This is a genomic window from Kribbella sp. (assembly GCF_035687465.1).
Classification (GTDB): Bacteria; Actinomycetota; Actinomycetes; order Propionibacteriales; family Kribbellaceae; genus Kribbella.
The window spans coordinates 1-26286 of record NZ_DASRXP010000448.1 but is presented as its reverse complement, the minus strand read 5'-3'; the positions used below and the strand labels follow the sequence as shown (position 1 = coordinate 26286).

The following is a 26286-nucleotide window of genomic DNA, read 5'->3' as shown; positions in this document are numbered from 1 at the left end:
GGTCGCCGTCGAGCACGGCGCCAAGGCCGGGCAGCTGGTCGACTTCGCGACCGAGATCGACGAGGTCTGGCTGGAAGGGGTCGATTCGGTCGGCGTCACCAGCGGCGCGAGCGTGCCGGAGATCCTGGTCCGCGACGTGCTCGCCTGGCTGGCGGAGCGCGGGTACGGCGAGGTGCAGGAGGTCACCACCGCGGAGGAGAGCCTGGTGTTCTCTCTCCCCCGCGAGCTCCGCACCGACCTGAAAGCCGCCGGCATGGCGACCACAGGCACGTCAGACCACGCCTAGAACTCCTACGGCGACGGCGAGGTCGGGGTGGTGGAGGGGCCGGCCGGGGCCTTGATGACCAGCTTCTCGGTCTTCTTGATGACCTGCTCACCGTCGGCCGTGCAGTACGTGATGATGTAGGTGAAGTTGTAGGTGCCGGGCTTCTCGTAGGTATGTGTTTCGGTGGTGCCCGAGGCGCTGCCCGTGGCGCGATCTTCTGCGCCCTCGCAGGTCAGGCCGCTGCCGTTCTTGCCGGTGGCCGGCTCGTAGTTGCCGTCGCCGAAGTCGTAGTCCCAGTTGAAAGCCAGGTCCGAGAACTTGTAGTCGGCGATCGCCAGCGACTTGCCGTTGAACCTGCTGACCGGGGCCAGGAGCGAGCCTGACCACCGCCACTTCACGGTCGCGGTCAACCCCTTTACCGTCGGGTCCACGCTCAGAGTCAGCTCGACCGGCTCTGCGGCGGGTGGCGGGGTGCTGCTGGGGGATGACGGTTTGCTCGGCGGCGGGCTGTCAGGCGTGTCGCTCGACACCGGCGGCTTGGTCACCGTGGATTTCGAGCTGGGTAATGTCTGGCTCGGGGTGACGGTCGGTGGGCCGGTCACGATCGTTTGCGGGTTGCCAGGCGTGTTGGTGATGGGCGGGGCCGAGTTGGTTCCGGCAAAGGTGCCCGTGGCAACGGCCACCACGGCGACCACGGCTGCGGCGGTCCCTACAGCCACACCGGCTGCTCGCCGCCGGCGCGTAGTACGAATGCGGGCCAAGACGTTCTCACTCGGTACGCCGCTCGGTGGCGGCGGATCGCTCACGAGTCGGCGGAGCTGGTCCTTCAGGTCGTCGGTCATCGGTCAGCCCTCCTTTCCGGCGGAGGCGGCCAGGGTGTCGGTATCGGACAGCAGGTGGTGTTCGCGGAGCTTGGCCAGGCCGCGGGAGACGCTGCTCTTCACTGTGCTGGTGGAGCAGCCCATGATCTGGGCGATCTCGGCGTCGGGGAGATCCTCGAAGTACCGGAGCACCAGCGCGGCCCTCGTCCGGCGCGGCAGCGTCGCCAGCGCACGCAGCAGCCGGTCCCGGTCCTCGACCACCCCGTACTGCGAGGGTGCGGCCGCCTCCGGGAGGAACTCCGTCGGGGTCTCGCCCCTCCATTTGCGGCGCCACCACTGGGTGCTGGTGTTCACCATCACGGTGCGGGTGTAGCTCTCCAGCGCATTGCTGCTGCGCAGGGCCTTGCGATGGAACCACACCTTGCTGAGCGAGGTCTGGACCAGATCCTCGGCCAGATGCCACTCACCGGTCAGCAGATAGCCGAACCGTTGGAGAGCGGTGAACCGCCCGTCCACGAAGCTCGCGAACTCCTGCTCAACTCCTGGATCCATCCTCTTGTCCTCGCCCCCTGGGTGACAGTGCTCAGGAGTGTGATGACACAGGAGGTCAGAAAGGTTGAGTGGAGATCAACCGGATGCCAGGTCGTAATGTTCCTGGGCGGCCGTGATGGCCGGCATGTGCTCCTCGGCCCAGTTCTTGACCGCCGCGATCGGCTCGATCAGGGACCGGCCCATCGGGGTGAGGGCGTAGACGACCCGGGGTGGCACCTCGGCGAACACCTCGCGGGTGACCAGGCCGTCGCGCTCCAGCCGGCGCAGGGTCTGGGTCAGCACCTTGGGTGCCACCTTGCCGATGCCGTTGCGGAGCTCGGTGAAGCGCAGCGGCCGGTCGTCCAGCAGCAGGAGCGCCAGCACCGTCCACTTGTCGCCGATCCGGTCCAGGATCAGGCGGGTCGGGCAGTCGGGGTCGAAAAGATTGCCCCGCTCCCAGACCAGCTCCCCATTAGTAACCACAAGGTACTTATAGCACGTTGAAGTAGCCAGTAACCAGTGGTTACCGTTGAATGTATCGACCGACAAGGAGAGAACATGAAGATCGCGATCTATGGGGCGAGCGGGATGGTCGGCAGCCGGGTGGCGGCCGAGGCGGTCAGCCGGGGCCACGAGGTGATCGGGGTCACCCGATCCGGTGGCGACCAGCCGGCCGGCGTACGGGCGGTGCGGGGGAGTGCAGGAGACCTGGCGTCCGTGAAGGAGATCGCGGCCGAGGCGGACGTGCTGGTGTCGGCGATCGGGCCGAGCCGGACCGGCGGGGATCACCAGGACTACCTGGATGCGATCGACACTCTGGTCGCGGCGGCTGACGGAACCCGAGTGATCGTGGTCGGTGGCGCCGGCAGTTTGGTTGTCGACGGCAAGCGGGTGGTCGACGTATCGGAGTTCCCGGCGATGTACAAGGCCGAGTCGCTGACTGCCGCCCAGGCGCTGGAGATCCTGCGCGCGACCGATGAGAACGTCGACTGGACGATGCTGTCGCCGGCGCAGGTGATCGCGCCGGGGGAGCGGACCGGCACCTTCCGGCTCGGGCTCGACGAGCCGGTCGGGCACGAGATCTCGGCCGAGGACTTCGCGGTCGCGCTGGTGGACGAGATCGAGAAGCCGGCCCATCGCCGGCAGCGCTTCACCCTGGGCTACTGAGGTCTGCTGAGTCTTACTGGCTGAGGCTCTTGCCGAGATAGCCGCGCGCGATCATCGTCACCCACTGGTAGACGGCGTCCTCGGCAGGCGCGAGCGGCCCGGGCTGGAAATGCGGCGACTCGGCGCCCCGTTGGACCGACTCGCAGGCGGCCCAGTCCTCGCGATTGGTGACGTCCCAGAACTCGACCGCGTACGACGGGTCGTCCACCGCGGCCGGCAGGTACCACGAGCACTCGATCGCGGTGAGTCCCGGCGCTCGCGGCTCCAGCCGATGCGTCATCACGTAGTCCGGATGCAACGAGATCAGCAGGTTCGGGAACAGGCCGAGGTAGTTCACGGTCCGCGGATCGACACCGGGCAAGGGGATTCCGCCGGAGCGGCCGTCGAGCGACATGGTCTCGACGCCCGGCCTGAGGTCCATCAGGCCGCCGACCCACGCACCGGGCAGGTTCCAATTGTCGCCCGAGGTCGGCGGGGAGACCTTGCACAGTTCGGGATGGATCAGCGGGCAGTGGTAGCACTCGTGGTAGTTCTCCACGATCGTCTTCCAGTTCGACGCCACGTCGTAGCTGTGCCGCGCTTTGAGTGCGAGCAACTCGGGCCGGTACGGCGCGACCAGGTCCGCCATCCCGCCGACGTGCTCGCTGAACGGTGCCGCGGTACCGAGCGCGTTCACGAAGAACCAGCCGTGCCACACCTCGGTCGGCAGTTCGACCAACCCGTACGGCGTGGGGTCGAAGGAATCGCCCATCCGGGGAGCCGCCTTGACCGCACCATCGAGCTCGTACGACCAGCCGTGGTACGGGCAGACGACCGCCCTGTGGTTGCTCGAGGCCCCTTCTTGGAGGAGTTCGTGACCGCGATGCCGGCAGGTGTTGGCGAACGCCCGAGGACGATCGCCGAAGGTCAGCAGCACCCGCACGTCACCGACGACGGTCGCGCGATACGCAGTACCGGCGGCTAGTTCTTCGGCGCGGCCGAGGCAGGTCCAGTGGGCGGCGAAGAAGTGGCGCCGTTCCCAGGCGAGCACATCCGGATCCGTGTAGGCCTCGCGCGGGAGCATCACGGACTCGCCGTGCGGACGCAGTGATGCGGCGAGGGCTCGAGGGTCGACCGGTGCGTTCACCCGCCCACTATCGGTGGTGATTCACGTAGAAGTCGAGCACATAGGTCCAGCCGGAGTCGTATTCCGTGCGGGCCTCGGCTCCGTCGGGACGGCGTTCCCAGCCGGTGTGGGTGAGCTCGACCTCGGTGTCGTCGCCGACCGGCCGGAACGTCACAGTGACGTGCCCGGCCTGCTTCGGATCGGTGCCCGGATGCCAGGTGAAACTGACCGTCTTCGGCGGATCCCAGTCCGACACGGTGCCCCAGTAGCCGACCGGCCCGTCCGCGTCGTACTCGACGATCCGCCCGCCGACGGCTCCCTCGACTCGGACGTCGGTGGCCTTGTCCCCGCCGACCGAGTGCGTCCTGAGCGGCCACCAAGCCGCCATCTCGGCGGTGAACACCTCGAACGCCCGCTCCGGCGTCGTCGGCACCACCACGGTCTTCACCAGCGGTTCGAGTCCTTGCTGCACAGTCATCCCCCTGCCTCCAACTCTTCGGTACGCCGTCCGCCGGCCGCGGGTGGTTCCTCGGTACCGCGGGTCTCGGTACGGATGTGGTCGGCGAAGGCGTCGAGTGCCTCGCCCCAGAACTCGTCGAGCCGGCTCCGCAGTTCGTCCAGCCCGGTGCGATCCACCCGGTAGATGTTCCGGGTGCCTTGTGGTTCGTGATCCACCAAGCCCGCGCGGCCGAGCACCTTCAAGTGCTGGGAGATCGCCGGGCGGCTGACAGGTACGCGCTCGGCCAGGCCGCTGACTGAACTCGGGCCGCTCCGCCGCAAGGTGTCCAGGATCGCCCGCCGCGTCGGATCGCCCAGCGCGTCCAGCACCGGGCCTACCGCCGTCAAGCTTCCGTAAGTCCCCACGAACGGTAAGCTGCCACTAACCAATACCCCGCGTCAAGGCCAACGGGACCTCGGACAGGAATGGGGACCTCGGACAGGATTCGGGGACCTCGGACAGGAAATAGCCTGTCCGAGGTCCCCGTGGGGTGTCCGAGGTCCCGTCAACTCACCTCAGCTGAAGGGGTCGAGGGTGATGGAGGCCTGGGCAGGGTTGCCGTCGTGGACCAGGGACTCGTGCGCGCCGACGTCGTCGAAGGCGAATCCGTAGGCCTTGCCGTCCACCATCTGCGCGTGGATCTTGCGGGAGTAGTGGTTCGTCACCGTGTCCAGGTAGAAGTTGGCGTTGTTGGCGTCGGGCTGGTTCGGGTTGGTCAGCAGCGTCGACCGGTTGTAGCCGGCGCACAGGGTCCGGGAGATCGGGCCGCGGACCAGGTCGTTCGGAGCGTCGAGCAGTCCGGCGCAGCCGAAGATGCTGGTCGAGTTCGGCTTCTGGAAGGACGTCACCACCGCGCCCGAGCTGTTGGTGAAGTTCATGACGTTGCCGGACACGCGACCGAAGTACTTGGTGTTCGGCTCGTTGCTGAACGGCGTCACGGTCAGCGTCTCCGAGCTGTACTTCGACCAGACCCGGTTCACGTAGTCGTCCATCACGTTGGCCGGAAGCAGACCGGTCTCGACGCCGTACGTGGGGGCCAGCGCGCGCAGTACGGTGCCGTCCGGGGCTGTCTGGATCAGGTTGGCCCAGCCGCCGGGCTGACCGCGGAGTGCGTTGAAGAAGTTGTTGTAGCCGCCTGGCTTGAGTTTGCCGGTGGTCTTGGTACTGCCGTTCGCGAGTTGCACGCCGACGGAGTACGGGGCGGAGAACATGTCGACCTGGGTGCTGTTGATCCACAGGCCGGAGTCGTTCAGCGTGTACTCGGTCCAGTTGAACAGGATGTTCCGGTTGGGGTCGCTCGGGTTCTGGACCGCGGGTTGCACCAGGCCGCCGGTGGTCAGCTTGAACACCAGTTTCTGGCCGTACGAGAAGTAGACGCGGCCGGAGAACTTCGGCATCTGGATGGTGATCGAGCCTCCGTTGCCGGGACCGGCGATCGACGCGTCCGGAGCGGGCGTCGGCGGGTTGCCGCCGGGCGGCCAGGCGTGGAAGGTGCCGCCTGCGTCGGCCCAGCCCTGCTGCCCGGTCGCGAGGTTGGTGCCGAGGTTGTAGATGTAGACCGGATCGCCGCGGCCGGAGCTGTTGGTGATCTTCAGTGGGATGGTCGGGGGCACTGCCTCGGCTGGAATCGCCACCGTGGCGATGAGTCCTGCTGCGATGGTTGCCGCGGCGGCGAGAGCCGCCACCAGTTTGCGGTTGATGCGCACAAATCCTCCTCAGGTCTGTCCCATGCGAGAGAAGGTGGAGCACCGGCCGGTCGCGAAGGCGGCTGCATTACCAGGTCGCAACAGCTCCACAACCGAACAAGCCCAGGACCTCAGCGGCCTGAGTCAGTGGCCCGCCGGCGCACGGCAGACCATGGATCACCGATGCTCACGGCTCATCCGGTGAGGGACGGTAGGCCACCGGATGGGGGTGAGAGCGCTCTCATCGTGGTAGCGGCCGCAGGAGTTGTCAATGCCGGAACACTGGCGGATTCCCGACGCCTGACATGCCAACCAGCCGACAGCCGTCTCCGGGTCAGCCGGTCTGGGTGTCGATGCCAGGCAGGGCTGGCGGGTCGTCGCGGGAGGTGCGGTCGACCGGGGGCGTCGGGATCCAGCGGTGGGTCGGGTCGGGCGTTGGGTCGTCGAGGGCCAGGAGTTCGGGTGCGGTGAGCGGGCGGACCGAGGCCTCGATCGCTTCCATCGCTTCGAGTTCGGCTTCCGTGACGTGCAGGTCGCGGAGCTTGCGGGCGGTGGTGAAGACGCGGCTCTCGAACGACCCGACCGTGCGGTTGTAAGCATCCACCGCCGAGGTGAGGGATCGTCCGACCCGGCCCAGGTGTTCACCCATCGTGCTGAGGCGTTCGTAGAGTTCGCGGCCGAGCTCGAAGACCTGCTGGGCGGACTCGGTCAGCGCCGACTGGTTCCACGCGTAGGCGGCCGCGCGCAGGGTGGCGATCAAGGTGGTCGGGGTCGCGAGGATGACCCGGCGCTCGGCCGCGTACTCGAGCAGCGAAGGTTCCACGTCGAGCGCGGCGGACAGGAAGGATTCGCCGGGCACGAACAGGATGACGAACTCGGGCGTCGACGGGAGCCGCGACCAGTACGCCTTCGCCGACAACTGGTCGACGTGCGTTCGTAGGTGCCGCGCGTGGGCCCGGAGGCGCTCTTCGGTGAAATCGGCGTCGTCGGACTCGGCTGCCTCCAGGAAGGCAGCGAGCGGGACCTTCGAGTCGACCACCAGATTCTTGCCCTCGGCAAGTCTGACCACCATGTCGGGACGGAGCACGCCGTCGTCCGTCACCGTTGTGGTCTGCTCGGTGAAGTCGCAGTGCGCGACCATGCCGGCCAACTCGACCGTCCGGCGCAGATGCAGCTCACCCCATCGACCGCGGACCTGCGGTTTGCGCAGGGCTGTCGACAAGGAGGCGGTCTCGCGCCGAAGGGCCTCGCCACTCATCCGGACCTCGTTCACCTGCTGGTGAAGTTGGCTCTGCCACGCGGCCCGGCCCTTCTCCAGTTGGTTCAGCTGGGCATGCAGCCGGTCCAGCGACTCCTTCACCACGGCCTGCCCCGACATCTGCTGCCCGACCGAGTGCCGCTCCTGCGTCAACTCGACCACCCGGTCCTCGGCCGCATCACGCTCGGCCGTGATCCTGGCCAACTGCGCCCCGTCGCGACCACGCGCCCAGAGCACCCCGAAGGCCGAGCCGAGCAACAGCCCGACCACGAGAAACACCAGCAGCAGCAACACCGTCGTACCGGTCATGTCACAGACAGTGGCAGACCCCGCCGACAATTTCGCGCAGCGGCCGTGTGAGCCGGGTGATGCACTACCTTGCAGCAGCATCTCCGTCTGAAGGCAGGGCAATGTTCAAAGTACTCGCAGCGATCGGCGGCTTGGTGATGCTGGTCGGTGTCGCGCTCGGACTCGTCCCGGTCAGCACACTCGTCGTTTCCTGCGGCTCTCCGTTCCGGGAAGCAGACCCTGTCTCGACAGGGGAGAAGTTCTTCAAGGAGCTCAGGGCGGACTGCGTCGATCGGCGGGACAGCCGGCAGGACATCACCGTCGTGATGCTGATCGTGGGCGGTGCGGTGTTGCTCGGCGGTGCGATGGGAATGATCGCCGGCCGCGACCGGGCCGCTGCGCCAGAAGATGCTGCCGCGGTGGGCGACTGATCCCTCAGCAGTCCATGGCGGGGAAAGTGAAGCCCTGGGCCTTGAGGATCGGGAGGACCTTGTCGAGTGCGGCGACTGTCTGGCTGCGGTCGCCGCCGCCGTCGTGCAGCAGGATGATGTTGCGGCGGTGTGCGTGGTGGAGGATGTTGTTGGCGATTGCCTGGACGCCGGGCCGCTTCCAGTCGCGCGGATCCACGTCCCAGAGGACCTGCGTCATCCCCGCTGCCTTGATGTCGGCGCGCACCTTCGGGTTCGACGCCCCGTACGGCGGCCGGAAGCATTTCGACTCGGGTCCGTCGAAGATCTCGTGGTGCCGCGCCGCCGCGGACAGGGCGGTCAGCTGCGGATGCGTGATCGAGTGACTGCCGATCGTGTTGCCCTCGGCAATGATCTGCTCGCGGAGACCGGGGTGTTCGGCCTGCATCTTGCCGAGCTCGAAGAAGGTCGCATGTGCGCCGTGCTTGCGCAGGATCTGCAGGATCCGCGGCGTCCAGACCGGGTCGGGACCGTCGTCGAAGCTGAAGAAGAGCACCTTCTTGTTGCCTGCGGCAAGTGCTGCGGTCGGGTCGGCGACCGGACTACCAACCGTCTTCGTGGGTGTCGAGGTTGGTGGTGTAGAGGGCGCAACCGTCGGTGTGATGTGCGACATGGTGGTCGGACTCGGCGGGTTGGAATGGCCTAGCGCGACAGCGATCAACGTCCCGACAACGATCGCGACGGCAACGCCGGTCGCGAAAACGGCAGCAAGCTTTCGGGACATGATGCTCCCTTGCGGATCAGGCGGATGGTCCCCGGTCGCTCCCCCTCAGGAGCCTCACAGTGGGAAGACGCCTCGAATCCTGACCTGGTTGGCATCGCCGTGTTGCGAGGAGATCTCAGTCGACTTCGCAAGGCCGCGAGCGGCCGACCACCATCCGTGACTGATCTCGAGGCACTTGCTCTCCATGTGGTCACGGTTGTGGTTATCGCTTGCTCCGGGTGGGTGGTCGCGGATAGATCATCGAGGCAGGTGATGGGAGGTGGCGGCGATGGACCGCAAGGTGGTCTTCGAAACGGAGCGGCTGGTCGTGCGCGACTGGGCCGAGGCCGACGGCGACCGGGTGTTCGACATCTACGGCCGCTGGGAGGTGTCGCGCTGGCTCGGCGCCGACCCCCAGGTGATGTCCGACCGCGACTCCGCGTCCCGGCTGATCGAGCGCTGGAACGAGCGCAACAAGGATCCCCTGTACGGCGTCTGGGCCGTCGAGGAGAAATCCACGGCGACCGTGGCCGGCACGGTGCTGCTGGTACCGCTGCCCGAGCCGACCAGCGAGCCGGGCAACGGCGAGATCGAGGTCGGCTGGCATTTCCACCCGGATGCATGGGGCCGCGGCCTGGCGACGGAATCGGCTCGCGGTGCGATCGGGCACGGCTTCCGGTCGGGGCTGAACGCGATCTATGCGGTGGTCCGGCCGGACAACAGCGCGTCGCTCGGCGTCTGCCGCCGGCTCGGGATGCGCCCGCTGGGCCGGACGAAGCGCTGGTACAACGCCGAACTCGAGTCCTTCGTGATCTGACCTCCCTGTACTGCGAACCACGGCCGGCGCGGGCGGTTCGTAGTACCGGAGCTGCAGGATTGGGGTCAGGTGGGTCCGGGCGCGTAACCTTGTCGCCCGTGGCACTCTCCATCGGAATCGTCGGGCTCCCCAACGCGGGCAAGTCCACCCTCTTCAACGCGCTGACCAAGAACAACGTGCTCGCGGCGAACTACCCGTTCGCGACGATCGAGCCCAATGTCGGTGTGGTCGGCGTACCGGACGCGCGGCTGGGCAAGCTGGCCGAGATCTTCAGCTCGGCCAAGATCCTGCCGGCGACCGTGCAGTTCGTCGACATCGCCGGCATCGTCCGCGGCGCGTCGGAGGGTGAGGGCCTGGGCAACAAGTTCCTCAGCCACATCCGCGAGTCGGACGCGATCTGCCAGGTCACCCGGGTGTTCCGCGACGACGACGTCACCCATGTGGACGGCAAGGTCTCGCCGGCCGACGACATCTCCACGATCCAGACCGAGCTGATCCTGGCCGACCTGCAGACCGTCGAGAAGGCGATCCCGCGGCTGGAGAAGGAAGCCCGCCTGAAGAAGGAGGGCGGCGCAGTACTGGAGGCGGTGCGCGAGGCGCAGAAGCACCTCGAGGCCGGTACTCCGATCATCGCGACCTCGGTGGACCGCGACGCGATCCGCGAGCTGATGCTGATGACGGCCAAGCCGTACCTGTTCGTCTTCAACTGCGACGCGGATGAATTGTCCGACGAGCCGCTGAAGCAGCAGATGCGGGACCTGGTCGCGCCGGCCGAGGCGATTTTCCTGGATGCGAAGTTCGAGGCCGAACTGGTCGAGCTCGGCGACGAGGACGAGGCCCGCGAGATGCTCGCCGAGATGGGCGTCGACGAACCAGGCCTCGACGTACTGGCCCGGGTTGGCTTCGAGACCCTCGGCCTGCAGACCTACCTGACCGCCGGTCCGAAGGAATCCCGCGCCTGGACGATCAAGCGCGGCGCCACGGCCCCCGAGGCAGCCGGCGTGATCCACACCGACTTCCAGCGCGGCTTCATCAAAGCCGAGATCGTCTCCTTCGACGACCTGGTAGAAGCCGGCTCCATGGCCGCCGCCAAAGCAGCCGGCAAGGTCCGCATAGAAGGCAAGGACTACATCATGACCGACGGCGACGTAGTCGAGTTCCGCTTCAACGTCTGAGCACCACAAGCTCCCATGCCAGCTCCGGCCAGTCGAGCGAGTCGAGCCATGCAGCGAGCACACAGTGCAATCGGTTGTGACTTGACACAGATTGTTTCCTAAAGGGCCCTGTTTCCCGGTGGGAGAAACAGGCTTGGCGAGGAAACGCTGCAGGCTCTGACCAGGCGACTGCGCGAGCTTCTACTGTCCGCAGGTGCGGATGGGGTGATCGAGCGACTTGACGGGGTGCAATGTCGCACGTAGTGTCATCTGTGACATCTACAGCAGATGTGACATCTGTAGGAGCCGTGATGACAATCAAGACGCGCGAAACCATCGGCACGCTGGAAGCCACTGAGATCCCCCGTGGTCAGCTTGAAGCACTCGCGCAGTTCGCCAGCAGCCTCGACGAGTCTGAACTGCGCGACCTTCTGCTCAGTTTGACGAGTCGAGTTCTGGATGGTGCGGACCTCGCCGTCGTCGAGGAAACCACCGAGTACACCCCCGCCGAGGTCGCTGCGAGACTCGGTATGAGTCGTACTCACCTGTACAAGCTCCTTGATAATGGCGAGATCCCGTCCTATCGAGTTGGCCGCGATCGGCGTATCAGTTTTAAGGACGTTGTCGCCTTTGAGGCTCAGCGTCAACGCGACCGTCGAGAACTTGCCGAGCGCTTCGCTAACCCGACGAGCACTGATCGCGGCGCAATCGAAGAGTTGCTCAACGATCTGTGACGCCGTCTGGGAGTTTGGGTTTGGCCGGGTCCTGAGGAACATTGCATGATGTCGCAATGCACAATCGCAGGGCTCGGCCGACGCTTCGGGTACTGACGGACGATCTGCAGTCAGGCTGGGCGGACCCTTGGCCGCTGCGGGCCATTGCGGAAGGGCGCATCGAAGCCCTGCATCCAGTCAGTGAACTCCCTCATGCCGTTGTGGGAAAGGCGGCCGAGTGTTTCGGTGCGGACGAGGCCGATGACAATTTCGTCGGAGTCATCAACTGCGCGCGGTCGGCATCCTTCCTTGAGATCAAGATTGGTCAGTGGCGTGGAGCCGTCTGGCGGGATCATGAAACGGGCGTCAACTGGCTGGTCGCTGCCGGCCTGGCCAAAGGGGATCATCTGGATCGCGATGATTTCTACGAAGTGCTCAAGCGTGCCTTCGATGCAAACGACGAGGCGAAATACTTTCCGTCGGAGCAAGATGTCAAAAACTCCTGAGGGTTGAGACCGTCTCCCGGCTGAATATGCAGTGGCGCCTCGAGATTCAGCGACTGACGGCGGACGCGCTCGACTTAGCCAAAGACCACAAGAGCGCTCGATTTCAGGTACGCCATCCGGCGGCGCAACCGCGGCATGTCGTCGGAACTTGGACGGTCGAGATCAGCGTGAGTAATGAGCCAGGCCTCGACGCGGAGGACTGTTTTGTCAGCGCACACATCGAGCCGAACTTCATCGGAACGAACCTGGCCTGGCAGATGCGCCGGGCCGTCCTCAATGCCTTATGCCCCTTTGATCAGGCCTGGGACCGCTACAAAGAGACGTACAGCAACATCAGTGAGCCCGGCTGGTGGTCCGAGCGCGCGGCGGCCGTTCGACAGTACGTCGAGCGCGGCGAACTGGTGGAGTGGAGGCCGGGCCAGGCCAAGCACTACTGCCACCGCAAGGACCTCGCCAGCAGCACGATCAACGGCGCTGCGGTGAGGGGGATGTGCGGAGTCTTCTTTGTGCCTACCCAAGATCACGACAAACTGCCGATGTGTCCCGAATGCGCTGATGCGCACGACCAGTTGCCCGGATGATGGCTCTCCAGCGAGTCTCGTCGGTCAGTCGACGGTTTCGCCGTGCTGTCGGCGGACTATCTCGCTGATCCGGGTTGGTGCGAAGGGGACGTGCAGCCGGGGGAGTCCTTGAGGAGGGGGCAGGGGTGGGCGCCTTTAGGCGTGCATGCGGCGTAGGGAGTCCATGGCGCTGGCGACGACTTGTTGGTCGGTGAGGTGGGCGTGGTCGTGGGCGGGGCGGCCGGCGTTGAAGCCGAGGAGGACGGGCTCGCCGAAGGCACGGTGTCCGTTGACCCACAACGACCAGCGGCCGGGGTCGGTGGGGTCGGACCATTCGATGGCGTCGGCGTTCTTGTCCCAGAAGACGGACGGGAACTGGAGCCAGAGCTTGTCGAGGAGTCCGGATCCGAGGGCCTCGATGGCCTCGCGATTCGGGGCGGGCAGCGCGGGTTCGAAGGTGATCTTCTGGGCTCTGAGGACACCGATCGGAACGGTCGCGACGCACCGGTCCGCACGCAGGTTTTCGCCGTTCGCGAGGGTAACTGTCACGCCGTCGGCGGTGCGGGCGATGCGAGTGACGACGGCGCCCGTCCGTACGGGGATGCTGCCGCGGACGTGGGCGAGGAGGCGGTCGAAGCCGTCGGGCAGAAGGAAGTCGCTGCCCTCGCCGGCGACATCTTCCTCCTCGGCGGCGATGGCGAGGTGCTCGGGTTCGGCGCCGTACTCCTGGACCAGGACGGAGTTGACCGCAGAACGGAGCGCTGGTGACATCTTGCTTGGCAGGAGAGCGGAGTACGGGGTGGTGTCGGGGTCTTCGACGTCCTCGGCCTTCGACAGATAGGTCTCGAGTTCGGCCAGCGCGTCCTCGTCACGGCCCACAACGCTGTCGTAGTCGAACGGGTAGGAGCGTCCGCCGGTTTCGCGGAGGAGGGTGGTGATGGGGTTTCCCTTGTGCCCGTGGATCCAGGAGGCGCCCAGCTCGGCCGGGATGCCGTCGAGGCGCTCGGTCCAGGTCCGGCCGCCGATGCGGTCGCGGCCCTCCAGGACGGTGACGCACAGGCTGGCGTTGGTCAGGTCGCGTGCGCAGCCGAGGCCGGAGAACCCGGAGCCGACCACGATCACATGTTCGCCGGGGCGGGCCGCCTTGATGATCTCGGCGGCTGCTCTCCGGCCGCTGAGTAGCGCTCCGGCCTGCGTGGCCGGCGCTTCCTGGGAGGTTGCCTCGCCGGCGAAGTACAGGCGCCCGGCGGGGGCGGCGAGCTGCTGGCGTACGGATGTACCGAGCAGGCTGGGGGCGAGGAAGGAGTAGGAGCCGAGCGCGAACGGGTCGTTCGACCAAGAGGTGCGCAGGAACGCGACGGGTTCAGGCAGAGCGCTCGGCTGGGGCATCGTCCGGCTGCTTCCGGCGGCGGTCAAGAGCCAGCGCCTGGTCATGCCGGTCATGCCCTGCTCTCCTTGGGTGATGGCTCGGGCCGGGGGTCGGTTGTCGTCGCGGCCGGCGGCCGGGGGCGTGCGCCGTCGAGGAGCAGTTCGGTCAGGCAGGCCGGGGCCTGGCGGTCGCCCATGGCGCCCTCACCGACGAGTTCCCAGGCGCACTCGGCCAGGGAGCACAGGGTGGAGGCGAGCCAGGTCGCGGGCATGTCCGTGCGGAACAGCCCCTCGCCCTGACCGCGGACCACGAAGGCAGTGATCCGTTCCACGACCGTGTCCGCGGCATCACTCAGCTCGGCCACGCCGAGCACGTCCGCCTCCACGTAGACCACGGACCACAGCTGTGCGAGCACGTCGTAGTTCCGCACCAGCACGGCCAGAGCCTCATCGACCGGTGCGTCGTCGAGGCGGGCCTCGTCGAGGACCTCCTCGCAGTGGGCGAGAATCCTGCGACCTATCGCGTCGATCATCCCCTCGCGGGTCGAGAACAGGCGCGTCAGCGTCGCCCGCGACACCCCCACCCGCGCGGCGATGTCTCCCATCGACGCCCCCCGGTCCTGCGCGACCACCCGGATCGCCCGCTCCAACACCCCATCCATATCCGTACGCACCAGCACGCCACCTCCCTCAAATGACGCAAGTATTCCTCATTTGACGCAAAAATGCATCATTCCATCCATGAGGCTGTCTACGTTCGAAGACATTGACTCCGTGACGTAGTTGACGCCGCACGGTTCGGCGCTTCCTCACTGCTTGGCCCAGTCCAGGGCGAAGATGTGGTCATGCTGGAGATTGAGCCTGGCGCGCAGGTCGTCGAGTCAAGGTGTGACCATTGCGAGCAACCGATGACGCGAGTGACGGCGTTCGTCAACAAGGCTGGTGATGCGTACGCCGTCTACTACGCATCGTGCTATCACCACGACGGCCATGAAGCCTGGATTGATGCAGTTTTCTCGCCGACCTGGGGCGAGGGCGCGGACGACCATTTCACCTTCGGGTGCCGTGTCGGGCCAGTCGAAGGGCAGACTGAGCCGGCAGCTTCACTCGTCCCGGCAGCACAGGCTTGGGGAGAGTCCGCGGTCTTCGGGCGCAAGCTGTCACGAGATGAGGCGCTGTCTCATCCGATGTTGGGCGAGTTCTGGGAACTGGTCGACCATGTGCTCACTCGTGACACCGTGGTCTCGGCGCACGTCTACGGCCAGGGCGCGAGATTCGCCGGGACTTCTGAGAACCCGAGGTCTCAGGGATCGGCATGATGTCTGAGCTTCGGTTCGGCTTCGAGCTGACGCCTCTAGGGGAGGTTGGTGCTTGGGGTCGGGAGAGGCCGAACCTGCATTGGTTCGGTCTGACTGACGGCTGGTACTGGATCGAGGTCGATGAGGTCCGGCTGCTGCGGTTCTCGGCTGATTACGAGATCCCGTATGTCGACTACTACGTCGCTCGGCTCTGGGAAGACCTGCTCCAGTTACTTCCTGTCGTGCTCGAGGAGGTGCCGGCAGATCTGGTCGGGTTTCTTCGGTCCGATCACCATGGGTGGAATGAGATCGAGTCGGAGGCCGCTGACGCTGCGATGGACTGGTGGTCGGGCAGGTACATGTACCTCGGGTACCTCCGTGAACCGCCGACGTTGTGCTGCTGGCGGACTGGCGACCAGGTGACGATCGACTGGCAGGCACCGAGCAACTTCGCCGAGCCCCGGGTCCTGCAGGTGACGGTTGGTGTCGAGGAGTTCGTGGCTGCGGTCGAGGAGTTCGATCGGTCGTTGCTGGCCGCGATGGAAGCCCGGATCGCCGAGGTCGAGGCGTCTCCTCCTGTCGGTGTGGGACTGGATCTGGCTCAGCTACGGTCCGAGCACCGTGACCGCTCGAACTGGTTGGCGCACGCACGCGCGCGCCTCCGCAGTACGGATTGGTCAGCAGTACGAGCGGGCGCTGCGCGACTGTTGCCTTGAGGCGTTCAACAGGTCAGGCCAGCGCCTGATCGTGTTGTCGGCGGACTATCTCGTTGATCCAGGTTGGTGCGAAGGGGGAGGTGCAGCCGGGGGAGGTTGGGTAGTCCTTGAGGACCTCTAGGCGTTCGCCGATGGCGAGTGCGCGGGCGCGGTGCTCGGGGTTATCGATTCCGATCTGGGCCAGGCAGTGGTTCATCGCCCATTGCAGACGGTCCGGGGCGTCTTTCATCTCCGACTCGATGACGTCGAGCAGTCCTGCGAGGTCGAGGCCCTCGGGCTTCTTCGTTACGCGTTCGGTGGTTAGGGCCCAACCGGCACTGGCGACCGCTGGATCCGGGTCGGCGAACCAGGCTTGGCGTAGCTCTTCGGCGTGCGGGTTCTTCTTCACCACGTAGTTCACGAGCCAGTCGTGCACCTTGGGGACGCGCGCCTCGCGCAGCATGACGTCCAACTCGTCGCGCTCGAACGCCTTCGGGCGGCAGATCAGAAGCGCCAGCAGTCTGGCCGCGGTGTCGTTTGTCGCCCAGAGGTCGCGCGCGAGCTCCTGCTGCGTCTTCAGGCGCTTTGCGACCGCGCGCAGCTTGCCGAGATTCACGCCGTGGTCGTCACCATGCTTCTCGTTCACCTCGCGTGCCTTCGGGTCCTCGAGTTCGGCCAACTCGGCCATCACCTCGACCACCATCGTCTCGGCCACCTCAACCTCCTGTCCGTTCCGTGCGAGGTCAGCCTACGAGGCAGGTAGGCCTCCTGCGCTAGTCCGCGGCGAGGTACGCGGCGCACCGCCGGGACCGTTGGGTGACGAGGTCTGTCAGGCGGGACGGCAAAGTGCTTTCGAGGTCTCGTACTGCGGGGTCCGAGGCGGCCGTCGAGAATGCGTCCGGGGCAGTGGAGATCACGCGGGCGGCGCGGGCGCGGACCTCCTCCTCCGGCAGTTGCAGGTCTGTCGCGAGGCGTGCCCACGGGCTGCTGCTGGGATTGATCCGGTATCCGCTGCCGAACTTCATTGCCAGGCGCATCTTCTGTTCGGGGATGTCGTAGGGCAACGCGGAGGCCACGTCGTAGAACGGGGCGAGGCTGACTTGGTCCTTCAGCAGCAAGAGCGAGTAGTTCTTGGCATGAGCGTCGGTCCCGGCAATGGTCCAGTTCCACACAAGTGCATCCAGAAAAGCTCGAGTTGAGTCGAGGGCGGCAGCATGAGGCATCACTCGCCGGAACAGGGCGGCGATGTCGCTGGGACCTGGCCCGCCTTCGTTCTGGTACTTCCTCACGGGATGCACGCCAAGTGCCTGGCAGAGATCCTCCTGGTGGATGCGCAGTTGCCGTCCGTCGCGGAGTAGCCGGTCGTAACGCGCGACGACGATCGCGCTCTGGTCCTCGAAGCGCTCGACGCTGCTACGGACTGCGAACAATCCGGCAGCGCGCATGGCGGACAGGCACAGATGTTCGTTCAGGTCATGGTTGTCGAGACCTTCGATGGCGGGCTTCAAGATGTGGGACGTGGCGGTGTTCCCTTGCGGGTCGCCCCATCGATCTCCATCCCGGAGCAGGGCCGTCTTCGCCTGGGCTCCGGCCAGGCTGAAGCGGCCGGCGTGGTTCGCTCCGAGCCACGCGGTGTGGTCCTGCTTGAGATCGCGGAGACGCCGGGCGATCTCGGTCTCGGTGAGCCAGTCGACGTTGGTGAGCTCAGGGTCGTCCGTCGCGGGCAGGTGGTCCGGCGGGATCAGCCGAACGGCGCCTGGGCAGTCCTCACCCAAGGGGGTCGCGAGCAGAGAGAACGGGGAGCCGGCTGAGACGTGAAACTCTCGCGACCACCGGTTCAGTACGGCGTCGTTGTCCGGCAGCAGGCCCCAGAGCCACGGCGATATCTGGCTGTCGCTGTGCGAGAGGACCTGGGTCGGCATCGACACCGAGACGGGAGTCGCCGGACCTTCCTTGTCCACGTAGGTCTGGTCGTAGCGGAACGCGAGTTTGCCGTTTGGCAGCCGCGCCACTGTGCCGGCGACGTCGTCACCCAGGAGCAGGCGGAGTTCGGCCATACTCAGTTGGCCCCCCTCTTGTACTCCTCCATCAGAGAGCCCAGATCCGGCGACGTCCGAGTCCGAGGGGATCTCTGCGCTGGCGTCCCGCCCGACGCTCGAAGGTCCAAGGTGAGGTCCAGAGCCTCGAGCAGAGCCAGAACCCGACCCAGTTCCACTGTCGGCTTGCCCGCCTCGAACTCGGTCACCCAGGCCCGAGACACCCCCGCGGCGGCGGCGACTTCAGCCTGGGAGAGCTTGAGTGTCTGGCGGCGACCGCGAGCTGCGGCGCCGAGGTCGTGTGGCGTGCGGATGTCCACCTTCCTGCCTTCCATGTCGCCGTACGTCGACAGTCTACGGGATGTCAGCGTACGCCGACAATCCATAGGTGTAAGCGTACGACGACATCGCTGACGTCCGTTGAGGCGTCGGAAGGCGGGCTGTGAGCTGGCGGGTGGAGTGTCTTGACGTGCCCCTTGCAGGAGGTCAGGCTCCTTTCATGCGCGAGAGTAAGGGGACGCAGCCGGCGGGGAAGTCCGCGGGCGGCGTACGGGAGCGCGCGGCGGCCCGGAAGAATCCGGGGCAGTTGGTTGGCAGCGAGCTTGTTGCGCGGTTGCAGGCTGACGCTGGTAATCGGGCGGTTGCGGCCATGATGGACGGGACTGTGCAGCGCCATGTGTCTCCCACGCTGGATGCGGAGGTCGGCACCGAACCGGGCACTGGGACCGGCACCCCCGCGCCGGCGGGGCCGGACTACGCGGCGCTGGCCAAGCAGATCCAGAACGCTATTGAGGGACTCGGCACCAACGAGGCCGCTGTTTACTCGGCCCTGCGGCAATGTGGTCGCGATGCGACGAAGATTGCCGCCCTCTCCGCCGTCTATGTGACGCTGACCGGCCGGACGCTCGAGGCGGACATCCGGGGCGACTTCAGCGGCGATGAACTCAAGCTGGCTCTCTCGCTCATCACGCCGCCGAGCCGGCAGGAGCTGATCGAGACCCAGATGCGATCGACAGACTCCGGCAAGTGGGCGCTGGAGGTCATCGCCAACAACTCCATCACGGTCGACTGGGAGTACACCGGAACGGGTTCGTTCCACCAGGGTGGCAAGATCTTCCTGAACAAGACCACGCCGGTGGTCGGCTCCGCGATCGCGATGATGCACGAGGCCCAGCACGCCCTGACCTTCAAGAGCGGAAAGGCGGCCGACGCCGCGAAACTGACCAGAGCGGCGTTCGTCACGGCGAAGATCGCCGACGAAGCCGAGGCGGTCGTGCGAGCCATCGAAGGCGCCGGCCCGATGGCGAAAGCGGGTGCGGACATCGCAGGCTCCGGCCTGACGGCGGGCCTGATCAAGCAGTACCAGGACGCCCATGCGGCCGAGGTGAAGAAACTCAAGGACGCCGACCCCGCGCTCTCCGACGCAGTGGCTGCCGCCAAGGCCCGGACGACGATACGGGACGGCAAAGTGACGAACTGGTTCCACGACGGCACCTTCGTGACCTCGACGGGCCCGATCACGTACTCCGAGCACTACGGCAAGATCTGGGACGGGGTGCACGTCGCCCCGACCACACCGGCCGGACTCCCCACCACCAATCCGTCACCGGTGATCAACGCATGAAGCCAACGGCGCAACAGCGGACCGCGATCGCGGACGCACTGCATCCCGCAGTCGGCGCCAAGGTCAGCGATGGCACGGCCGACATCTCGTCGTACCCGGTGCCCGGGCTGGCGGAAGACGCGGTCTGGCAGGTGGCGATCACCGACACCGATCACCCGCTGCAGACGTACGTCGGCGCCTGGCCGGACGGCGTCGTACGGGTGCTCGCTGACGACCAACCCGCTTTCTTCGAGCTCGTTGCAGCGCGCGGCGGTGCGCGGATCGCCGACCCGGAGACCGCGCTGGGTTACGTCCTGGCCTTTCTCGAGGTGACGCGTGGGCCTTCGGTGCTCGTTCGACCGATCGCCGACGTCAGCGACATCCCGTGGCGGCCCGGCTCGGCGGACGAGGAAGCTCGCCGTACGGCGTTGCTGGCCGACCCGCCCATCACCGAACCGACAGCCAGGCCTGACGGCAACGGCTATCGGGTCGAGCTGTGGCTGATCGTCGACCAACGGGTCCAGTTCAACAGCTTTGACGTCACCACCGACGGTGCGATCGCGGCCGAGTTCCGCGTGGTTGCCGCCGACCTGCCGCTGCCGATCGCCCGCTAACGTCGGGCTGGTGATCAGTCTTGTGGATGACCTGCCGGTGTACTACGAGGCTGTGGGTGCCGGGCGGCCTTTGGTGTTTCTGCCTGGGTGGGGGAATGCGAACGGGGAGGCTCAGGAGGTTCATGAGCCTGTGTTTGCAGGGCATCCGGGGTGGCGGCGGATCTATCTGGATCCGCCGGGGACAGGGAGAACGCCGGCCCGGGACTGGATCAAGGATCAGGACGGGATGCTCGCGGTCATCGCGCGAGTGATCGGCGATGTCGTGGGGGACGAGCGGTACGCGGTTGCGGGGACGTCAGCGGGTGGGTTGCATGCGCGGGGGTTGGTGCATCGGGATCCTGCGCAGGTCCTGGGGTTGCTCCTGAGGGTTCCGGGGATCGTCGTGGATCGGGCGAAGAGGACGCTGCCGGAGTACGCGCCGTGGATCGCGGACGAAAGGTTTGCGACTGATGAGGATCCGCGGCCGCTCGTGCAGACCGCGGAGTACCTGGAAGCTCATCGGGACAAGCAGAAGCGGTTCTACCTGCCGGCCGAGGAGCAGGCCGATCTCGAGTTTCTCGGGAAGATCCAGCGGGACGGGTACGCCCTGAGCTTCGACCCGGCCACGCGATTGGAAGCTCCGACGCTGATCGTCACCGGGCGCCAGGACACCATGACGGGGTACGCCGACGCGTGGCCCCTGCTGGACGACTACCCGCGCGCGACGTACGCAGTACTGGATCGGTCTGATCATGATCTTCCCGTCCAGAACCACGCTCTCTATCGAGCGCTTGTGGACGACTGGCTAACTCGGGTGGAGGAGTTCGCGGCAGCCTGATCGGAACGATCCAGACCCTTGCAGTGCGTCTGTACGAACTGACGCAACCGCTGCGTCAGCTCGTACAGATCAGCACGCGCCTAGACGCAGGCGGGCAGGGTGCTCGGCGAGAAGTCGCGCACGCTGGTAGTGGTCGTCGATCCCTCGCGGTCGAGCCAGACCCAGAGCTTCCTGCTGTCGCGCGCTCGAGCGGCGGTCGTGCCCTGGCTCTCCATCCGGTTGTTCAGGATGGCGGATCCTTCGATGTACATCTCGGACGTGTACAGCCTCCAGTAGGCGTTCTTGCGCGCGTTGTTCCACACGGAGTAGCGGAACCACGTCGAGCTTTCCTTGCACATGTACACGGTGACCCCGGACCTCCATCCCAGCGCCTTGCCCAAGGTCCGCAGCTTGCGCCAGGTCTGGGGGCCGACCTTGCCGTCGACGGTGAGGCGGCCGTCGGCCTGGAACGCCCGGACGCGGCTCCGCGTCGCCGCGCCGTACACGCCGTCCACGGTGAGCGCACCCAGCTTCGACTGGAGCTGCTTCACGCAGGTGCCACGGCTGCCGTAGGCCAGGTAGGTGCTGTAACAGCTCGCGGCGGTCGCTTCGTTCTCAGCCGTAGCGGCCGTAGCGGCCGTCGCGGCGGGAGGGGACCCGACGGAGGCCGAAGACGTCGGCGTGCTCGAGCTGGTCAGGTCCGCGTGAACCGCCGTGGTCACGCCCGCCACCAGACCGCCTGCCAGCACAGTGGCGGCGACGACGCTACGGCTGCGACGTTGACGCAGGATGTTCCTCATCTAGTTCTGTTCCTCCTTGGACGACCCGAACGTGTTCCGTGCCGTAGCCGCACGGTAGGTGCCAGCAGCAACTACCCGCTGCCCGTACCTCACCCGTACCTCGCCCGTACCGTTCGGTCGGTTCTCCCAAGCAAAAGCACGAGCAGAAGAGTGAGCTGCCCGCGAGGCCGGAGGGGGAGGGCTTTGCGGGCAGCTCACTGTCGGGGCGGTCAGAAGTTCGGCCAGGCCCAGCCGAGGTAGGAGGAGAAGTACGGGAGCTTGGCGAGTCCGATCTTGTTGTTCACGCTGGTTGCCCAGAAGTAGCCGTCACCGCGCGCCACGCCGACGTGCCCGTACGGCGCTGCGAGGTCCCAGAAGACGAGTGCTCCCTTGGGCGGGTTCAGGTCACCCCGATGGGCCACACCGCGAGCGACCGCGTCGTTCCAGTCCGCCTTGGCCGAGGCCCAGATCCCGGTCTTGCCGTAGGAGTTCTCCGCGGCCATCTCGCAGTAGCCCTGGAAGGCGGTGGACCCGTTGCGGGCGACGTACCAGGCGATGGCGGCGTCGGCGCGCGGGTTGCTCGTGCACAGCGGCGCGACCAGCCCGGAACTGCCGGTGTTGACGTAGGAGTCGGAGATGAAGCCCTTGCCGGGGATGTGGTCCCAGATCAGGCTCCGGCCGAACTTGCCGGTGACGGGTTCGCCGTAGAGCTGGCAGTCGATCTCGACCGGACCGTTCGGCTGGGTGCCGACCGAGGCGAACTTGGTGGCGTTGCCGGACCGGATGGTGACTCCGAGTCCGCTGTCGGTGACGACGGTGCCGGTGGCGGCGTGCGCGGGCAGCGCCACGCCGCCGGCGACGGCGATACCACCGAGAAGAGTGGTAACAGTGAGGCGTGCGATGGTGCGGGAGAGGGCGGTCCGCATGAGAGTGGTCCCTTCGCTGGGAAACAGTCGCTGAAGACTCGGGGCAAGTCCTTGGCGATCTGGCACTACCTGCAGAGAATCAGACAGTCACCGTGTTGTCGCAGTAGGCAACGAAAATCATTGACCATTTGCGGCTAAACTTCGTAGACGGATAACGGTGAGGCTGGGGAGAGCACCGTGAGGCCAGCGCAGGCGCGATACGTGATCGGCTGCCGCATGCGGGAACTGCGGGAGGCCGCCGGCGTGCCGCTCACCCGCGCGGCCACCTTGTCCGGCTGGGACAAGGGCCACCTGTCCAGAGTCGAACGCGGCCACACCAAGCCGAGCCGCGAGCTGATCGAGTGGTACGACGTGTCGTTCGGCGCGGGGAGTGCCCTGGTGAACCAGCTGATGGAACTCGACGCAGCCGTCCGGGCCGGCAAGGAGATGTCGCAACGGGACGTACGCCGCCACGTCCAGCCGATGTCACTCGGTGGTTCGGTCCCCGCGGACCACCATCCGGAGGATCGCGCGGAGCTCGTGGGGGAGACCGTGCCGGACGGGACCCGGGTGATCTTGGATCAGGCGTTCGAGAAGAGCTGGGAGATCCGCAACAGTGGGGAGCGGCCCTGGCATGACCGGTGGTTGACCCGGCAGGGCGCAGCGGGGACCCCGGGCTGGCTGCGATCTCCGGCCCGCGCGAACCTGCCAGACGCAGTACCGGGTGAGGTGGTGACGGTCCGAATGAAGCTGCAAGCGCCGTCACAAGTCGGCGCGTCGACGGCGTATTTCAAGCTGACGGACGACGCTGGGCGGCTCTATTACCCAGGCCTGGAGTCCCCGCCGATCTACTGCACGATCTTCACGGTGCATGAACTTTGACTGAGGGATTGCCCTTGACGTCGGCCCGATGCCTGGCAAGCCGGGCTGGAAAGTCTTAGGTTGCAGCATCCTGACCGCCCGGAAACACAGGAGTCTCAGCGTGTTCAAACCTCAAAAGCTCGCGGTGGTCCTGGCTGCTGTTCTGGTAGCCCCACTGTTTGGCGTCAGTACGGCGTCGGCGGCCTCCAAGCCGTCGGATCCGAAGACCCCGTCCATCCCGCAGCGGTACCTCGACCAGCCGATCACGTGGTCGGTCTGTTCGTTCGACGCCGCGGTGAAGCGGCTCTACCCGCAGGCCCCGACGACCAACTGCGCGAAGGTGAACGTGCCGATGGACTGGGCACACCCCGACGCGCACCCGGACGTCCAGGTCGCGATCTCCTACAGCAAGGCGACCGGTACGGCGAAGGGCCTGATGACCAGCAACCCCGGCGGCCCGGGCGGTGCCGGCGTCTCACTGTCGGCCTCGCTGGCCACTGAGAAGCCGCAGCTGTTCAGCGACTTCGACCTGCTCGGCTTCGACCCGCGCGGCTTCGGCGCGAGTACGCCACTGCAGTGCATCACCACTGCCGAGGCGCTGAACGCATTGCCGGTGACGCCGGACTACAAGGAGCGCACGAAGCTCACGCACCAGGCCGAGGTGGCCGAGGCGAAGCTGTACGCCGACGCGTGCTCGGCCACCGAGTTCGGCCAGTTCGTCAGCAGCCAGCAGACCGTGTACGACATGGACTTCCTGCGCGCGCTCTTCAAGGCGCGTCAGCTGAACTTCATCGGCTACAGCTACGGCACCTGGCTCGGCGGCTGGTACGCCGACACGTATCCGTCGAAGGTCGGCCGCTTCGTGCTCGACTCGAACATGGACTGGACCCACACCCAGTGGGACAACGTGAACTTCGACCCGTTCTCGGGCCAGCGCCGGCGCGACACCCAGCTGTTCCCGTGGATCGCCCGGCACGCCGACCAGATCCAGGGACTCGGGAGCACCACGGCCCAGGTCAAGGCGAAGTACAACGGCGTCCGCGCTCAGCTGACCACGCTGGTCAAGGAGGGCGAGAGCTCGGTCACCGGCTACAACCTGGACGGCCTGATCTACAGCGCGATCTACGGCAACACCCGCTTCATCCGGGCGACGCTCGACGTCCTGGTGCACGACGAGTTCACCAAGGCGCCTTCGGAGTCCGGCAAGGTCGAGCTGGGGCACGTCGACCGTGCCTGGGCACGCCTGTCGCCCGAGCTGCAGGCCTTCGACACCCTTGCCGCGCTGCGAGCCCGGTACGGCGTGACCGCGGCGGCCGCGTCCACCATCGCGGCGACGCAGGTCGACTCGCTGAAGGGCGTACTCGCCGACGGGCGCGCCGAGGCTGCCAAGGCCACCTCGCCCGACCAGCCGGTGAACCTCGGTGCCATCGGTACGACGGTGCGCTGCAACGACACCGCCTGGAACAAGGACCCGAACTTCTACACCAAGGAAGCCGACCGGATGGCGAAGAAGTACGACTTCTTCGGCTACATGAACGGCGTCCCGTTCTGCGCGTTCTGGAAGTACGCCCCGCAGGACCGCAAGCTGGATCTGAAGGGATCGCCTCGCATGCTGATCGTGCAGGGTGAGCTCGACCCGGCCACGGCGTACGAGGGATCGCTCCGGACGCACGAGGCCACCAAGCAGGCCACCCGGTTCGTCGCGATCGACGACGAGGGCCAGCACGGTCAGTACGTCGGCTCGGCGTCGGCGTGTGCGGAGGAGATCGGGGACCGGTTCGTCTTCACCGGCGAACTGCCGGGCAAGGACCAGGTCTGCGGTACGAGTCCGCTGCCGGCGGAACTCTCGGTCTACCCGGTCGACGGTCCGGTGGACGGTAACGCAGTACATCTGCCGAAGTCGAAGACCCTGCAGACCAAGGTGAACCCGCTGCTCCAGCAGGCCCTTGACGAGGTCGCGGCCAGCTCGCTGCGATGAACCACGGGGGCTGGGTTGGGGATCTCCAGCCCAGCCCCCGCTTCAGCTGTCGTACTCCGCGTCCAGTTCGGCGTCGATCTCGGCCTTGCGCTTGATCCAGCGGTCCTTCAGGCCCTCGACCTCGTCCCGGATGAAGCGGGTGAAGCCGAGCGTCGCCCGGATCCGCCGGTCCGCCTCGGTGCCGGAACCCGTTGCCTGCAGCATCTGGGTGAGGATGTCCTCCCACCGCACCAGGCCGCCGTCCTGCGCCATCATGGTCTCGAACCAGAAGTCGTCCTGAACCACATAGACGTCCCGCCGGCTGCCCGGATCGCGCTCGCGGGTCGCCAGCCGCAGCTGCAGCAGGTACCGGACCGCGCCGGAGATGGCGGCAGGGCTGGCCTGGAGCCGGTCGGCGAGTTCCGCCGCGGTCAGCCGGCCGTGTTCGCTCGCGAGGATGGCAGCGAAGGCTCTGGCCGACATACGCGGCCAGCCCGTCTCAGCCAGCACGTTGCCGAACTGTTCGGCGTACCGCTGGACCGCCTCTTCGTCTCGTTCCCTGGATGCGCTCACCGCCACATCATCCCCTCTGGGTGACCGGAATCCCTGATTCGTGAGAGACACGTTAGTAAGATTCACATTCTTCTGAATGAAGTGTACGTTATGAATCATGACATCAGCCATCGTTGTCTCTGGACTGCACAAGTCGTACGGAAGTACGCACGCACTCGACGGGCTCGACCTGGAGGTCGCCACCGGCGAGGTGCACGGATTCCTCGGCCCGAACGGAGCCGGGAAGTCCACCACCATCAGGGTCCTGCTCGGGCTGCTACGC

The 26286-nt window shown here is 66.5% G+C and carries 32 protein-coding genes and 1 pseudogene; 16 read left to right on the top strand and 17 right to left on the bottom strand.

The window, feature by feature from the left end; translation table 11 throughout:
- Positions 1–286 (top strand): annotated as a pseudogene (locus VFG33_RS23210) (4-hydroxy-3-methylbut-2-enyl diphosphate reductase); the annotation flags it as partial.
- Positions 287–291: 5 nt separating this feature from the next.
- Here VFG33_RS23210 and VFG33_RS23205 read toward each other — a convergent pair.
- From VFG33_RS23205 to VFG33_RS23195, 3 genes are all read right to left on the bottom strand, one after another.
- Entirely contained in the window at positions 292–1107 is an 816-nt protein-coding gene (locus VFG33_RS23205; RefSeq protein WP_325055035.1) for a hypothetical protein, read from the bottom strand.
- Between the two features lie 3 nt (positions 1108–1110).
- Positions 1111–1638, bottom strand: a complete 528-nt coding sequence (locus VFG33_RS23200; protein WP_325055034.1) for a SigE family RNA polymerase sigma factor — start codon at positions 1636–1638, stop codon at positions 1111–1113.
- A gap of 75 nt (positions 1639–1713) precedes the next feature.
- Entirely contained in the window at positions 1714–2100 is a 387-nt protein-coding gene (locus tag VFG33_RS23195; RefSeq protein WP_325055033.1) for a winged helix-turn-helix transcriptional regulator, read from the bottom strand.
- Between the two features lie 75 nt (positions 2101–2175).
- Between VFG33_RS23195 and VFG33_RS23190 the strand changes: the two genes are divergently transcribed.
- Positions 2176–2784 carry an NAD(P)-dependent oxidoreductase gene (locus VFG33_RS23190; RefSeq protein WP_325055032.1) on the top strand — a complete coding sequence of 203 codons (609 nt, stop codon included), beginning with the start codon at positions 2176–2178 and terminating at the stop codon, positions 2782–2784.
- 13 nt (positions 2785–2797) lie between these two features.
- Here the strand turns inward: VFG33_RS23190 and VFG33_RS23185 are convergent, their stop codons facing one another.
- From VFG33_RS23185 to VFG33_RS23165, 5 genes are all read right to left on the bottom strand, one after another.
- On the bottom strand, positions 2798–3910 hold the full coding sequence (locus VFG33_RS23185) for an aromatic ring-hydroxylating oxygenase subunit alpha (protein WP_325055031.1): 1113 nt from the start codon (positions 3908–3910) through the stop codon (positions 2798–2800).
- A gap of 7 nt (positions 3911–3917) precedes the next feature.
- Positions 3918–4367 carry an SRPBCC domain-containing protein gene (locus VFG33_RS23180; RefSeq protein WP_325055030.1) on the bottom strand — a complete coding sequence of 150 codons (450 nt, stop codon included), beginning with the start codon at positions 4365–4367 and terminating at the stop codon, positions 3918–3920.
- Positions 4364–4753 carry an ArsR/SmtB family transcription factor gene (locus VFG33_RS23175; RefSeq protein WP_325055029.1) on the bottom strand — a complete coding sequence of 130 codons (390 nt, stop codon included), beginning with the start codon at positions 4751–4753 and terminating at the stop codon, positions 4364–4366. The genes VFG33_RS23180 and VFG33_RS23175 overlap by 4 nt, the downstream gene beginning before the upstream one ends.
- A 150-nt stretch (positions 4754–4903) precedes the next feature.
- A complete protein-coding gene (locus tag VFG33_RS23170; protein ID WP_325055028.1) occupies positions 4904–6094 on the bottom strand; it encodes a glycoside hydrolase family 64 protein in 1191 nt (396 codons plus the stop codon).
- A gap of 313 nt (positions 6095–6407) precedes the next feature.
- Positions 6408–7640, bottom strand: coding sequence for a DNA recombination protein RmuC (locus VFG33_RS23165; protein WP_325055027.1), 1233 nt, complete (start codon positions 7638–7640; stop codon positions 6408–6410).
- A 101-nt stretch (positions 7641–7741) separates the two neighbouring features.
- On the opposite strand from VFG33_RS23165, the gene VFG33_RS23160 reads away from it, so the two are divergent.
- Positions 7742–8050 carry a hypothetical protein gene (locus tag VFG33_RS23160; protein WP_325055026.1) on the top strand — a complete coding sequence of 103 codons (309 nt, stop codon included), beginning with the start codon at positions 7742–7744 and terminating at the stop codon, positions 8048–8050.
- 4 nt (positions 8051–8054) lie between these two features.
- On the opposite strand, the gene VFG33_RS23155 is transcribed toward VFG33_RS23160, so the two are convergent.
- Positions 8055–8810 (bottom strand): polysaccharide deacetylase family protein, encoded by a 756-nt coding sequence (locus VFG33_RS23155; RefSeq protein WP_325055025.1) that lies wholly within the window; start codon positions 8808–8810, stop codon positions 8055–8057.
- A 268-nt stretch (positions 8811–9078) separates the two neighbouring features.
- On the opposite strand from VFG33_RS23155, the gene VFG33_RS23150 reads away from it, so the two are divergent.
- From VFG33_RS23150 to VFG33_RS23130, 5 genes are all read left to right on the top strand, one after another.
- Positions 9079–9606 (top strand): GNAT family N-acetyltransferase, encoded by a 528-nt coding sequence (locus VFG33_RS23150; RefSeq protein WP_325055024.1) that lies wholly within the window; start codon positions 9079–9081, stop codon positions 9604–9606.
- Between the two features lie 98 nt (positions 9607–9704).
- Entirely contained in the window at positions 9705–10781 is a 1077-nt protein-coding gene (ychF, locus tag VFG33_RS23145; RefSeq protein ID WP_325055023.1) for a redox-regulated ATPase YchF, read from the top strand.
- A 290-nt stretch (positions 10782–11071) separates the two neighbouring features.
- A complete protein-coding gene (locus tag VFG33_RS23140) occupies positions 11072–11494 on the top strand; it encodes a helix-turn-helix domain-containing protein (protein ID WP_325055022.1) in 423 nt (140 codons plus the stop codon).
- 56 nt (positions 11495–11550) lie between these two features.
- A complete protein-coding gene (locus VFG33_RS23135; protein ID WP_325055021.1) occupies positions 11551–11979 on the top strand; it encodes a hypothetical protein in 429 nt (142 codons plus the stop codon).
- A 26-nt stretch (positions 11980–12005) separates the two neighbouring features.
- Positions 12006–12560, top strand: a complete 555-nt coding sequence (locus VFG33_RS23130) for a DUF3039 domain-containing protein (RefSeq protein ID WP_325055020.1) — start codon at positions 12006–12008, stop codon at positions 12558–12560.
- 135 nt (positions 12561–12695) lie between these two features.
- Here VFG33_RS23130 and VFG33_RS23125 read toward each other — a convergent pair whose 3' ends face one another.
- Both VFG33_RS23125 and VFG33_RS23120 read right to left on the bottom strand, forming a co-directional pair.
- Positions 12696–13982 (bottom strand): flavin monoamine oxidase family protein, encoded by a 1287-nt coding sequence (locus VFG33_RS23125; protein ID WP_325055019.1) that lies wholly within the window; start codon positions 13980–13982, stop codon positions 12696–12698.
- Complete coding sequence (locus VFG33_RS23120) at positions 13979–14587, bottom strand: TetR/AcrR family transcriptional regulator (RefSeq protein WP_325055018.1); 609 nt, start codon at positions 14585–14587, stop codon at positions 13979–13981. The genes VFG33_RS23125 and VFG33_RS23120 overlap by 4 nt, the downstream gene beginning before the upstream one ends.
- A gap of 165 nt (positions 14588–14752) precedes the next feature.
- Between VFG33_RS23120 and VFG33_RS23115 the strand changes: the two genes are divergently transcribed.
- Positions 14753–15226 carry a hypothetical protein gene (locus VFG33_RS23115; protein ID WP_325055017.1) on the top strand — a complete coding sequence of 158 codons (474 nt, stop codon included), beginning with the start codon at positions 14753–14755 and terminating at the stop codon, positions 15224–15226.
- A complete protein-coding gene (locus VFG33_RS23110; RefSeq protein ID WP_325055016.1) occupies positions 15226–15921 on the top strand; it encodes a DUF5984 family protein in 696 nt (231 codons plus the stop codon). Before VFG33_RS23115 ends, VFG33_RS23110 begins: the two co-directional genes overlap by 1 nt.
- Positions 15922–15934: 13 nt before the next feature.
- On the opposite strand, the gene VFG33_RS23105 is transcribed toward VFG33_RS23110, so the two are convergent.
- From VFG33_RS23105 to VFG33_RS23095, 3 genes are read right to left on the bottom strand one after another with little or no spacing between them, the layout of a single operon-like run.
- On the bottom strand, positions 15935–16615 hold the full coding sequence (locus VFG33_RS23105; protein ID WP_325055015.1) for a DNA alkylation repair protein: 681 nt from the start codon (positions 16613–16615) through the stop codon (positions 15935–15937).
- A 58-nt stretch (positions 16616–16673) separates the two neighbouring features.
- Positions 16674–17957, bottom strand: coding sequence for a type II toxin-antitoxin system HipA family toxin (locus tag VFG33_RS23100; protein ID WP_325055014.1), 1284 nt, complete (start codon positions 17955–17957; stop codon positions 16674–16676).
- Between the two features lie 2 nt (positions 17958–17959).
- A complete protein-coding gene (locus VFG33_RS23095) occupies positions 17960–18271 on the bottom strand; it encodes a helix-turn-helix domain-containing protein (protein ID WP_325055013.1) in 312 nt (103 codons plus the stop codon).
- Positions 18272–18435: 164 nt separating this feature from the next.
- Here VFG33_RS23095 and VFG33_RS23090 point away from each other — a divergent pair, with 164 nt between their 5' ends.
- From VFG33_RS23090 to VFG33_RS23080, 3 genes are read left to right on the top strand one after another with little or no spacing between them, the layout of a single operon-like run.
- Complete coding sequence (locus tag VFG33_RS23090; protein WP_325055012.1) at positions 18436–19560, top strand: hypothetical protein; 1125 nt, start codon at positions 18436–18438, stop codon at positions 19558–19560.
- Positions 19557–20153 (top strand): hypothetical protein, encoded by a 597-nt coding sequence (locus tag VFG33_RS23085; protein WP_325055011.1) that lies wholly within the window; start codon positions 19557–19559, stop codon positions 20151–20153. The genes VFG33_RS23090 and VFG33_RS23085 overlap by 4 nt, the downstream gene beginning before the upstream one ends.
- Positions 20154–20163: 10 nt before the next feature.
- Entirely contained in the window at positions 20164–20970 is an 807-nt protein-coding gene (locus tag VFG33_RS23080) for an alpha/beta fold hydrolase (protein ID WP_325055010.1), read from the top strand.
- Positions 20971–21050: 80 nt separating this feature from the next.
- Here the strand turns inward: VFG33_RS23080 and VFG33_RS23075 are convergent, their stop codons facing one another.
- Complete coding sequence (locus tag VFG33_RS23075; RefSeq protein WP_325055009.1) at positions 21051–21749, bottom strand: peptidoglycan-binding domain-containing protein; 699 nt, start codon at positions 21747–21749, stop codon at positions 21051–21053.
- A 209-nt stretch (positions 21750–21958) separates the two neighbouring features.
- On the bottom strand, positions 21959–22654 hold the full coding sequence (locus VFG33_RS23070) for a CHAP domain-containing protein (protein ID WP_325055008.1): 696 nt from the start codon (positions 22652–22654) through the stop codon (positions 21959–21961).
- A gap of 177 nt (positions 22655–22831) precedes the next feature.
- Between VFG33_RS23070 and VFG33_RS23065 the strand changes: the two genes are divergently transcribed.
- On the top strand, positions 22832–23515 hold the full coding sequence (locus VFG33_RS23065) for an NBR1-Ig-like domain-containing protein (protein WP_325055007.1): 684 nt from the start codon (positions 22832–22834) through the stop codon (positions 23513–23515).
- 100 nt (positions 23516–23615) lie between these two features.
- Positions 23616–25472 carry an alpha/beta fold hydrolase gene (locus tag VFG33_RS23060; RefSeq protein WP_325055006.1) on the top strand — a complete coding sequence of 619 codons (1857 nt, stop codon included), beginning with the start codon at positions 23616–23618 and terminating at the stop codon, positions 25470–25472.
- A 42-nt stretch (positions 25473–25514) separates the two neighbouring features.
- Here the strand turns inward: VFG33_RS23060 and VFG33_RS23055 are convergent, their stop codons facing one another.
- On the bottom strand, positions 25515–26024 hold the full coding sequence (locus VFG33_RS23055) for a GbsR/MarR family transcriptional regulator (protein WP_325055005.1): 510 nt from the start codon (positions 26022–26024) through the stop codon (positions 25515–25517).
- 97 nt (positions 26025–26121) lie between these two features.
- Here VFG33_RS23055 and VFG33_RS23050 point away from each other — a divergent pair.
- Positions 26122–26286 (top strand): ATP-binding cassette domain-containing protein (locus VFG33_RS23050; protein WP_325055036.1); only part of this gene is annotated, 165 nt, incomplete at its 3' end.

What these genes read in the sequence shown, in the direction of transcription:
- VFG33_RS23205 (WP_325055035.1), bottom strand. Translation starts at nt 1,107, where the DNA reads ATGACCGACGACCTGAAGGACCAGCTCCGCCGACTCGTGAGCGATCCG.
- VFG33_RS23200 (WP_325055034.1), bottom strand. Translation starts at nt 1,638, where the DNA reads ATGGATCCAGGAGTTGAGCAGGAGTTCGCGAGCTTCGTGGACGGGCGG.
- VFG33_RS23190 (WP_325055032.1), top strand. Translation starts at nt 2,176, where the DNA reads ATGAAGATCGCGATCTATGGGGCGAGCGGGATGGTCGGCAGCCGGGTG.
- VFG33_RS23180 (WP_325055030.1), bottom strand. Translation starts at nt 4,367, where the DNA reads ATGACTGTGCAGCAAGGACTCGAACCGCTGGTGAAGACCGTGGTGGTG.
- VFG33_RS23165 (WP_325055027.1), bottom strand. Translation starts at nt 7,640, where the DNA reads ATGACCGGTACGACGGTGTTGCTGCTGCTGGTGTTTCTCGTGGTCGGG.
- VFG33_RS23160 (WP_325055026.1), top strand. Translation starts at nt 7,742, where the DNA reads ATGTTCAAAGTACTCGCAGCGATCGGCGGCTTGGTGATGCTGGTCGGT.
- VFG33_RS23155 (WP_325055025.1), bottom strand. Translation starts at nt 8,810, where the DNA reads ATGTCCCGAAAGCTTGCTGCCGTTTTCGCGACCGGCGTTGCCGTCGCG.
- VFG33_RS23150 (WP_325055024.1), top strand. Translation starts at nt 9,079, where the DNA reads ATGGACCGCAAGGTGGTCTTCGAAACGGAGCGGCTGGTCGTGCGCGAC.
- VFG33_RS23140 (WP_325055022.1), top strand. Translation starts at nt 11,072, where the DNA reads ATGACAATCAAGACGCGCGAAACCATCGGCACGCTGGAAGCCACTGAG.
- VFG33_RS23135 (WP_325055021.1), top strand. Translation starts at nt 11,551, where the DNA reads ATGCACAATCGCAGGGCTCGGCCGACGCTTCGGGTACTGACGGACGAT.
- VFG33_RS23130 (WP_325055020.1), top strand. Translation starts at nt 12,006, where the DNA reads ATGCAGTGGCGCCTCGAGATTCAGCGACTGACGGCGGACGCGCTCGAC.
- VFG33_RS23125 (WP_325055019.1), bottom strand. Translation starts at nt 13,982, where the DNA reads ATGACCGGCATGACCAGGCGCTGGCTCTTGACCGCCGCCGGAAGCAGC.
- VFG33_RS23115 (WP_325055017.1), top strand. Translation starts at nt 14,753, where the DNA reads ATGCTGGAGATTGAGCCTGGCGCGCAGGTCGTCGAGTCAAGGTGTGAC.
- VFG33_RS23110 (WP_325055016.1), top strand. Translation starts at nt 15,226, where the DNA reads ATGTCTGAGCTTCGGTTCGGCTTCGAGCTGACGCCTCTAGGGGAGGTT.
- VFG33_RS23100 (WP_325055014.1), bottom strand. Translation starts at nt 17,957, where the DNA reads ATGGCCGAACTCCGCCTGCTCCTGGGTGACGACGTCGCCGGCACAGTG.
- VFG33_RS23095 (WP_325055013.1), bottom strand. Translation starts at nt 18,271, where the DNA reads ATGGAAGGCAGGAAGGTGGACATCCGCACGCCACACGACCTCGGCGCC.
- VFG33_RS23090 (WP_325055012.1), top strand. Translation starts at nt 18,436, where the DNA reads ATGCGCGAGAGTAAGGGGACGCAGCCGGCGGGGAAGTCCGCGGGCGGC.
- VFG33_RS23085 (WP_325055011.1), top strand. Translation starts at nt 19,557, where the DNA reads ATGAAGCCAACGGCGCAACAGCGGACCGCGATCGCGGACGCACTGCAT.
- VFG33_RS23075 (WP_325055009.1), bottom strand. Translation starts at nt 21,749, where the DNA reads ATGAGGAACATCCTGCGTCAACGTCGCAGCCGTAGCGTCGTCGCCGCC.
- VFG33_RS23070 (WP_325055008.1), bottom strand. Translation starts at nt 22,654, where the DNA reads ATGCGGACCGCCCTCTCCCGCACCATCGCACGCCTCACTGTTACCACT.